The organism is Streptomyces synnematoformans (assembly GCF_039531005.1).
GTDB lineage: Bacteria > Actinomycetota > Actinomycetes > Streptomycetales > Streptomycetaceae > Streptomyces > Streptomyces synnematoformans.
Map to the genome: position 1 here is coordinate 1 of NZ_BAAAPF010000465.1, position 3,832 is coordinate 3,832.

At 74.5% G+C, this 3,832-nt stretch carries 5 protein-coding genes; 3 read left to right on the plus strand and 2 right to left on the minus strand.

Features of this window, described 5'->3' with window-relative positions; all coding sequences use genetic code 11:
* Positions 1–106: 106 nt before the first annotated feature.
* Positions 107–322 (minus strand): hypothetical protein, encoded by a 216-nt coding sequence (locus ABD317_RS34405; RefSeq protein WP_027753773.1) that lies wholly within the window; start codon positions 320–322, stop codon positions 107–109.
* Positions 323–443: 121 nt separating this feature from the next.
* Entirely contained in the window at positions 444–1,040 is a 597-nt protein-coding gene (locus ABD317_RS34410) for a DUF3043 domain-containing protein (RefSeq protein ID WP_344295396.1), read from the minus strand.
* Between the two features lie 273 nt (positions 1,041–1,313).
* Between ABD317_RS34410 and ABD317_RS34415 the strand changes: the two genes are divergently transcribed.
* The 3 genes from ABD317_RS34415 to ABD317_RS34425 all read left to right on the plus strand — a co-directional run.
* The gene (locus ABD317_RS34415; protein WP_078627586.1) at positions 1,314–2,120 is read left to right on the plus strand and encodes a PspA/IM30 family protein; all 807 of its coding nucleotides are present in this window, start codon (positions 1,314–1,316) and stop codon (positions 2,118–2,120) included.
* Positions 2,121–2,157: 37 nt separating this feature from the next.
* The gene (gene pspAA / locus ABD317_RS34420) at positions 2,158–2,436 is read left to right on the plus strand and encodes a PspA-associated protein PspAA (protein WP_027753770.1); all 279 of its coding nucleotides are present in this window, start codon (positions 2,158–2,160) and stop codon (positions 2,434–2,436) included.
* Positions 2,437–2,512: 76 nt separating this feature from the next.
* On the plus strand, positions 2,513–3,832 hold a 1,320-nt coding region (locus tag ABD317_RS34425; RefSeq protein WP_344295403.1), incomplete at its 3' end, for a sensor histidine kinase.

The window sequence follows — 3,832 nt, forward strand, 5'->3', positions numbered from 1 at the left end:
GTCCACACCCCGATCGTCTCGCGGGCGCGCGGCGCGCGCCCGGGCGGGGCTCGCGAGCGCGGGCGGGACCCGCCGGGTCCGGGGCGCCGGGGCCGGCGCCCCGGCGCTACGCGTCCTCCGCCGCCTCCAGGCTCATCGGGCCGTAGACCTCGGCCCCGTCCTCCAGCAGCGTGACCTGCTCGACGCCGCCCGCCAGCAGGTCCTTCCAGACCTCGCCGAGCCACGACTCGGCGTCGCCCTGGGTCGTGAAGTCCTCCGGCTCCACCGCCGGGGCCGTCTCCGTGCCGTCGGCCTTCTCGAACCGCCAGGTCCACGCTGCCATGACTGCCTCCGTCCCACGCCGGATAGTGCGCTCGCAGCGTATCCGAGAGCGCGCCGACGGCGGCGGCGCGCGGTTCCGTGCCGGGCATACGCGGCGGAGACCGCCGGTACGCCCGCCGGCGTCAGGGCCGCTCGCCCCGCTTCACCTGCGGCTTCGGCAGGCGCATCCGGCGCAGCTGCAGCGTGCGCATCAGCGCGTACGCCCGGGCGCCGCGGTGGCTCTCGTCCGGGAAGCGCTCCTTGAGCTGCTTCTTCACCCGCACGGTGATCGCGATGGAGTCGAAGACGATCAGCACGATCACGAACAGCCACAGCAGCAGCGAGATGTTCTTCAGCCCCGCGGACGGCGTCACGCTGAGCAGCAGGATGACGATGGCCATGGGCAGGAAGAACTCCGCCACGCACCACCGCGAGTCCACGTAGTCCCGCACGAACTTGCGCACCGGCCCCTTGTCCCGGGCCGGCAGATACCGCTCGTTGCCCGAGGCCAGCGCCTCGCGCTGGCGCGCGAGGTCGGCCCTGCGGGCCTCCCGGGCCCGCTTCGACGCCTCCTTGCGCGTCGCCGGCGTCTTGGCCATGGCGCGGCGCTGCGCCTGCGACTCGCTGCGCTTGGGCGTGGGCCTGCCCTTGGGCGCCTCGGCCGGACGCACATGCTTGGTCTCCACCGCACCCTCGTCGGGCTCGGCGGACTGGTCATCCTTGGAACGGCTTCCGAACACAGGCCCCAGAATACGGGCACTCGGGTGTACGACCCAGACCCGTGGGGAACGATCCGGCAACGGCGTGCGTGTCACTATCTGTGGGGGCACGGCAACGGGCAGCCCCTACGGCCGTCTACTCCCTGGGCGGGAGGGCGGACCCCCGGTGGTTCGTCCTGCAGGAGGAGCGCATTGGCGCCCAGGCAGTGCGGTAATGGAAGCAGGGCCCGTACTGTGGGTTCTGCAGAGTATGTGCCGAGGCTGAAGTCCGTCAGAAGGGGGCGCGCGAGGCCCATGAGCGGTGTCATGAAGCGGATGGGGATGATCTTCCGCGCGAAGGCCAACAAGGCCCTGGACCGGGCCGAGGACCCGCGCGAGACCCTCGACTACTCGTACCAGAAGCAGCTGGAGCTGCTCCAGAAGGTGCGCCGGGGCGTCGCCGACGTGGCGACGTCGCGCAAGCGCCTGGAGCTGCAGCTCGGCCAGCTGCAGAACCAGTCCGCCAAGCTGGAGGACCAGGGCAAGAAGGCCCTCGCCCTCGGCCGCGAGGACCTGGCGCGCGAGGCGCTGTCCCGCAAGGCGGCGCTGCACCAGCAGGTCACCGACCTGGAGTCGCAGCACCAGACCCTGCAGAGCGAGGAGGAGAAGCTCACGCTCGCAGCCCAGCGGCTGCAGGCCAAGGTGGACGCCTTCCGGACGAAGAAGGAGACCATCAAGGCCACGTACACGGCGGCGCAGGCGCAGACCCGCATCGGCGAGGCGTTCTCCGGCATCTCCGAGGAGATGGGCGACGTGGGCCTGGCCGTACAGCGCGCCGAGGACCGCACGGCGCAGATGCAGGCCCGCGCCGGCGCGATCGACGAGCTGCTGGCCTCCGGTGCGCTGGACGACCCCACGGGGACGGCGCAGGACGACATCTCCGCCGAGCTGGACCGGCTCTCCGGCGGCGCGGACGTCGAGCTGGAGCTGCAGCGCATGAAGGCCGAGCTGGCGGGCGGCCCCGCCGAGCAGCAGCAGGCCATCGAGGGCGGCCAGCAGGCCGGGCAGACGCAGCAGCAGGCTCCGCAGCAGCAGGACGCGCCGCGGTTCGACAAGCAGTGACCGCCCCTCGACGGGCTCGGAAGAACGGGAGAAAGCCGTGATCGTACGGATCATGGGGGAGGGTCAGGTGAAGCTGGACGACAGCCACTTCGCCGAGCTCAACAAGCTGGACGACGAGTTGCTCGCCGAGATGGAGGGCGGCGACGAGCCGGGCTTCCGGCGCACGCTCGGCGCCCTGCTGGACGCCGTGCGCTCGATGGGCGCACCGCTGCCGGACGACTCGCTGGAGCCGTCCGAGCTGATCCTGCCCGCGCCCGACGCCTCCCTGGAGGAGGTCCGGGACATGCTCAGCGACGACGGCCTCATCCCCAGCTGAGCCCGCGCCCGCCTCGGCCGCTCTTCGCCCCGGTCGACCGGACCGGGGCCGGCCCTCCTCTGCAGGCACCGCTGCCGTGACCCACCTCGCCGCTCTGCCCCGCTGGCTGCGGGCGCACCCCCGCGCGGCCGACGCCCTGCTGGCGGCGGCCGTGCTGGCCGTCATCCTCATCAGCGCCGTCCACCCCGGCAGCGAGGCGAACGCGCCGCCCCCGGTCGACCTCGGCCCGGTCGAGGTCGTGCTCGCGACCGCGGCCAGCGCCGTCCTCGTCCTGCGGCGGCGGTCCCCGTGGGGCGTGCTCGCCGCCACCATGGCGCTCACCATCGCCCACGTCATCGCCTCCGCGGGCGACCCGCGCTCGCCGATCGCGCTGAGCGTCGTGGTCGCCCTCTACACCGTCGCCGCGCGCACCGACCGGCACACCACCTGGCGGATCGCTCTGCTCACCATCGGGGTGCTGACGTTCGCGATGATGCTCTTCGGCGACCGCCCCTGGTACGCGGACGAGAACCTCGGCGTCTTCGCCTGGACCGGGATGGCCGCCGGCGTCGGCGACGCCGTGCGCAGCCGCCGGGCCGTCGTCGACGCCATCCGCGAGCGCGCCGAGCGGGCCGAACGGACCCGCGAGGAGGAGGCGCGGCGGCGGGTCGCGGAGGAGCGGGTACGGATCGCGCGCGAGCTGCACGACGTCGTCGCCCACCACATCGCGCTGGTCAACGTCCAGGCGGGGGTGGCCTCGCACGTCATGGAGAGCCGCCCCGACCAGGCCAAGGAGGCGCTGGCGCACGTACGGGACGCCGGCCGCACCGCGCTGGAGGAGCTGCGCACCACCGTCGGGCTGCTGCGCCAGTCCGGCGACCCGCACGCCCCCACCGAGCCGGCGCCGGGGCTGGCGATGCTGGCCGAGCTGGTGGCCGGCCTCGAACGGGCCGGCACACCGGTGTCGGTGGAGGTGGCGGCGGAGCTGGGCCCGCGGCGGAGCGCGGTGACCACGCGGGTGGAGCGGGTGGCCGAGGTCGTCGGGCCGCTGCCGGCGGCGGTGGACCTGGCGGCGTACCGGATGCTGCAGGAGGCGCTGACGAACGTGCGCAAGCACGCGGGCGCGGGGGCGCAGGCGGTGGTGAGCCTGTCGCGGGAGTCGACCGGGCTGGAGGTCACGGTCCGCGACGACGGCCGGGGCGGGAGCGACGCCGGCGGGGACGCCGGGTCGGCCGGGTCGGCCGGGTCGGCCGAGGCCGCCGGGGCGGCCGGGGGAGCCGCGGCGCCCGGGAAGGACGCCGGCGGTGAACGCCCGGGCGGGCTCGGGCTCGTCGGCATGCGGGAGCGTGCCGCCGCGCTGGGCGGCGCGTGCGCGGCGGGTGCACGCGCCGACGGCCGGGAGGGGTTCGAGGTGCGG

What these genes read in the sequence shown, in the direction of transcription:
- ABD317_RS34415 (WP_078627586.1), top strand. Translation starts at nt 1,314, where the DNA reads ATGAGCGGTGTCATGAAGCGGATGGGGATGATCTTCCGCGCGAAGGCC.
- ABD317_RS34405 (WP_027753773.1), bottom strand. Translation starts at nt 322, where the DNA reads ATGGCAGCGTGGACCTGGCGGTTCGAGAAGGCCGACGGCACGGAGACG.